Annotated in this window: 4 protein-coding genes; all 4 read right to left on the minus strand. The window is 60.1% G+C overall.

Features of this window, described 5'->3' with window-relative positions:
* The coding region (locus tag RTY00_RS19070) for a mandelate racemase/muconate lactonizing enzyme family protein (RefSeq protein ID WP_312665525.1) at nucleotides 1-772 on the minus strand (772 nt) is incomplete at its 3' end.
* Nucleotides 773-804: 32 nt separating this feature from the next.
* Entirely contained in the window at nucleotides 805-1,566 is a 762-nt protein-coding gene (locus RTY00_RS19075; protein ID WP_312665526.1) for a GntR family transcriptional regulator, read from the minus strand.
* 14 nt (nucleotides 1,567-1,580) lie between these two features.
* Nucleotides 1,581-2,957: an amidohydrolase family protein gene (locus RTY00_RS19080; protein WP_312665527.1), complete on the minus strand. Its 1,377-nt coding sequence runs from the start codon at nucleotides 2,955-2,957 to the stop codon at nucleotides 1,581-1,583.
* The gene (locus RTY00_RS19085; RefSeq protein ID WP_312665528.1) at nucleotides 2,957-3,880 is read right to left on the minus strand and encodes an ABC transporter substrate-binding protein; all 924 of its coding nucleotides are present in this window, start codon (nucleotides 3,878-3,880) and stop codon (nucleotides 2,957-2,959) included. The genes RTY00_RS19080 and RTY00_RS19085 overlap by 1 nt, the downstream gene beginning before the upstream one ends.
* Nucleotides 3,881-3,942: the final 62 nt, after the last annotated feature.

Below are 3,942 nucleotides of genomic sequence, written 5' to 3' on the forward strand. Positions count from 1 at the left end.
GGAAACCCGTTACCGAACACTCTTGCTCACCGGCGGCGATATGTTGCTGGCACGCCGCCGAAACCTGGCCGTAACCGGCGTAGTTATCCGGATGCAGCGGCTCTTCAATCCAGAACAGATTGAGATATTCGTAGCGTTGGCTGCGGCGGATGGTGGTTTTGGCATCCCACACGTGGCCGACATCCAGCATCAGATCCACGTTATCGCCCATCGCTTTGCGCAGCGCCTCGAGATAGCGCAGATCCAGCGCTTCGTCAGTGCCAAACGGCTCCCAGCCAAACTTCACGCCGCTATGGCCGGTATCAATCGCATGTTGCGCGCGCGCGACGGTTTCTTCGACGCTGAACTGGAACATGTTGGAGGAGTAAACGCGCATCTTGTCGCGCATCGCGCCGCCCAGCAGTTCAACAATCGGCTTGCCGAGCGCTTTGCCTTTGATGTCCCACAAGGCGATATCGATGCCCGCCATCGCCTGCAACACCGCGCCGCTGCGGCCGTAATAGATGGTGGCTTTGTGCATCTTCTTCCACAAACGGCCGGTTTCCAGCGGGTTTTCGCCAATCAACAGCGATTTCAGGCCGGTGACCATGGTGTGCGAATAGGGTGCTTCGATGATGGCTTTGGTGACATACGGACTGCCATCCACTTCGCCCCAGCCGGTGATGCCGGCATCGGTGGTGATTTTGATCAGCAGCGCATCCTGAGAGCTATCGGTGCGCTGCTCAATCACTGGCAGGCGCAGGTAAAACGCCTCAACGTTAATGATTTTCATGGTGTTTTCCCTGGTGTAAAGGCAATGCGAAATTAGCCGATAGCGGAACGATGCTGGCGGCGTTGGGTAATCAGGGTTTCGTAATCCACGTCCAGCGCCTGAATGCGGATGTGGTTCTCAACCTCGTCGGTCATTTTGTCGATGTCGCCATCGGCAAAGACATTAATCAGCCGTTGGTGCTCCTCGATGATGTCGCTCATCGATTTGCCCATGGTGGAGAGACCAAAAATCACCGTCAGCTGACGGGCAATCGACTCCCACAAATTACTGAGCACCGGGTTGTGCGCGAAGCTGCACAGCGTGCGGTGAAAATCGGTATCGGCGGAGGCAAAACCGTAAACGTCGTCGTTTTGCATCATCGCCTGCATCTGCGCCACGCCTTGATACAGCTGATTAAGCTGCTCGGCGCTGTTGCGTCCGGCCTCAATCGCGCGGCGACAGGCCAGCGTCTCCAGCGGGATGCGCACATCGATAATCTGCTCCAGCCGCTGATGCGAAATCTCCATCAGGCGAATGCCTTTATACGGCTCGCTGGTGACGATGCCCTGGCTCTCCAGAATGCGCAGCGCTTCACGAATCGGTACGCGGCTCATGCCGAGTTTGGCCACCAACTCCGGTTCCGCGATGCGGTCGCCGGGCAGGATCAGGCCGCGCGAGGCGGCGCTGAGAATGGCATCCACGGCGTGATCGACCAGCGTGCGCGGACGCGCGGTATTCCAGCTGTTATCGGTGGCCGCGTCCTGCGCCAGCGGGGCGCTGTTTTTACGACTAGCGGTAGAGGATTTTCCTGCCATGTTATTTGTCCTGTTTAAACCTGTCGGGTCACGAACTGACCGAAGCCGGGTTCAACCTGCATCTGGTCATCCTGGAATACCGTGACGCCACGAATCAATGTGCGCACCACTTTACCCTGACAGCGCATCCCTTCAAATGCGCTCCACTTGCCGAGTCCCTGAAAATTCGCGCCGCTCACCGTCCAGCTCTGGCTAGCGTCATAGAACACCAAATCAGCGTCGAAGCCGGGCGCAATCGCCCCTTTTTTGCCCCACAGCTGGAAGGCTTTGGCCGGGCCGCTGGCGGTCATGCGCGCAAACTCGCTGAGCGCCACACCACGTTCACTATGGGCCGCACTGAAGAACATCGGGCTGAGGGTTTCCACGCCGGTTAATCCCATGCCTGCATCCCAGATGCTGGCTTCACCTGCCTGCTTTTGTGCGGGCGTATACGGGCAATGGTCGGAGGCGATCATGTCGATATCGCCGCGCAGCAGCACCTGCCACAGCGCATCCACCACCGGACGCGGGCGGATTGGCGGCCCGCAGCGCGCGTTGGGGCCGATGCGTACCAGATCGTCTTCATCAAGCAGTAAATAGTGCGGACAGGTTTCGAAGCTGGCGCGTACGCGGCCTTTGGCGGCGACGATGGTTTCCGCCGCGCGCGCCGAGCTGACGTGCACGATATGGCAGCGCGCGCCGGTCTCTTCGGCAATCGCTAACACGCGTCCCACCGCTTCGATCTCGGCGATTTCCGGCCCCGCCAGCGCATGCGCGCGTGCATCTTTGCGTCCGGCACGACGCTGTTCGCTGCCAGCACCGATCAGAATCTCGTGGTTTTCGGCGTGTACACCAATCAGCCCGTCGAAAGTGGCCAGTTCGCGCATGGCGCGCAGCAGGCCGTCATCATCGAGACGCGGCAAACCTTTCTCGTCGGTGGCTTCACCGTTGGGCGCGCCGCTGCACAGGAAGGCTTTGAAAGCCAGCGCACCGGCCTGATCCAGCGCCGCCAGTTCATGTACGTTGCGCCCGTTTAATCCAGCCCATAGGGCGTAATCCACCGAGCAGTTGTCTGCCAGCCAGCGTTTCTTAGCGCTGAAGTTAGCCAGCGATGTCGCCGGTGGCAGCGAATGCGGCATCTCGACGATGGTGGTGACGCCGTGCGCCGCCGCACCGCGCGTGCCTTCACGCAGTTCCTGCTCGGGGAAATCGTGCGAGCCGGTGAAATGGGTATGCACATCAATTGCGCCAGGCACGATGATCAAGCCACGCGCATCGATCACCTCTTCAACGCCGTGCGTGATGGCGCCAGGCGATAACACGCCGCTGATCTTGCCGTTTTCGATCAGCAGATCGGCCAGTTCCGCGCGGGTTTCTGTCACCACCAAACCATTAATAATCAGCTGTTTCATCACTCTGCTCCTGCCTGCGTCACCAGCGCCGCATACGGCACCGGCTGTGAAGAGTCGAGCCAGCCGATAGCAGTTAACAGCTGGCTGAAATGCGCAAATTCGGCGCGCGGAATCACGCCATCTGGCGCAAACACGCCGGCCTGTTGATAGGCGGCGAGGCCGTGCACCAGCGCATCGCGCGGATAATCGGGGTAAAAAGCCTGTACCTGCTGCGCTAACTCAGTGGCGTCATGGCTCGCCATCCACGTCAGCGCCTGCGCAATAGCGCGGGAGAAGGCGGCAAAGGCAGCGGCTTTCTCCTGCAGCACATTGGCGCGGGCGATGTAGGCGCTCCACGGCACGTGACCGCACAAACTGGCGAGGCTGCTGATGCTGTGGAGCTGTCCGGCGGCGATGGCGGGTGCCAGCATATGCATGGCGTGCAGCGCATAATCGGCTGCGCCATGGGCGACGGCGGCGAAATCTCGCGCCTGGTCGCCGCTGCCGGCGATCAACTCGACATCATCCTGCAAACCGTGACGCGCCAGTAGCCAGCGGAACGTCAGCGTGGCGGTACCGACATTGCCGACATCCAGCACGCGTTTACCGCGCAGATCGCTGAGCTGAAAATCCGGCTGCGCCTGCGCCGCCGCAAGAAACCACGGATTGGCCGCCACCGAGGCGCAGAAACACTGCAACTCCGCGCCATGCTGCTGAAAATGCTTCATCACCACCATCGGGCCGCCGAGTGTGAGATCGGCGTCGCGGCTTAACACCGCAGGCACTTGCCCGCCTTGCACCGTATGTCCGCCCGATTCGCTGGTGGTGAAGATTACCTGCAGCTGCTGCGCGGCAAACAGGCCAAGGCTTTGCGCCAGATAGTGCGCGCAGTAATAGATGCGGGATTCGCTGGCATCGCCTTGATTGAAAATCAATGTCTGCATTGCCACGTACCTCTTTAAATAGAGTTTTAATGCATTATTCGGTCTCCATGAATGGCGACCCT

This window comes from Pantoea sp. CTOTU49201 (genome assembly GCF_032054795.1).
GTDB classification, from domain to species: Bacteria; Pseudomonadota; Gammaproteobacteria; order Enterobacterales; family Enterobacteriaceae; genus Pantoea; species Pantoea symbiotica.

Excerpts from the sequence above, each read along its gene's own strand:
- RTY00_RS19075 (WP_312665526.1), bottom strand. The coding sequence starts at position 1,566 with ATGGCAGGAAAATCCTCTACCGCTAGTCGTAAAAACAGCGCCCCGCTG.
- RTY00_RS19080 (WP_312665527.1), bottom strand. The coding sequence starts at position 2,957 with ATGAAACAGCTGATTATTAATGGTTTGGTGGTGACAGAAACCCGCGCG.
- RTY00_RS19085 (WP_312665528.1), bottom strand. The coding sequence starts at position 3,880 with ATGCAGACATTGATTTTCAATCAAGGCGATGCCAGCGAATCCCGCATC.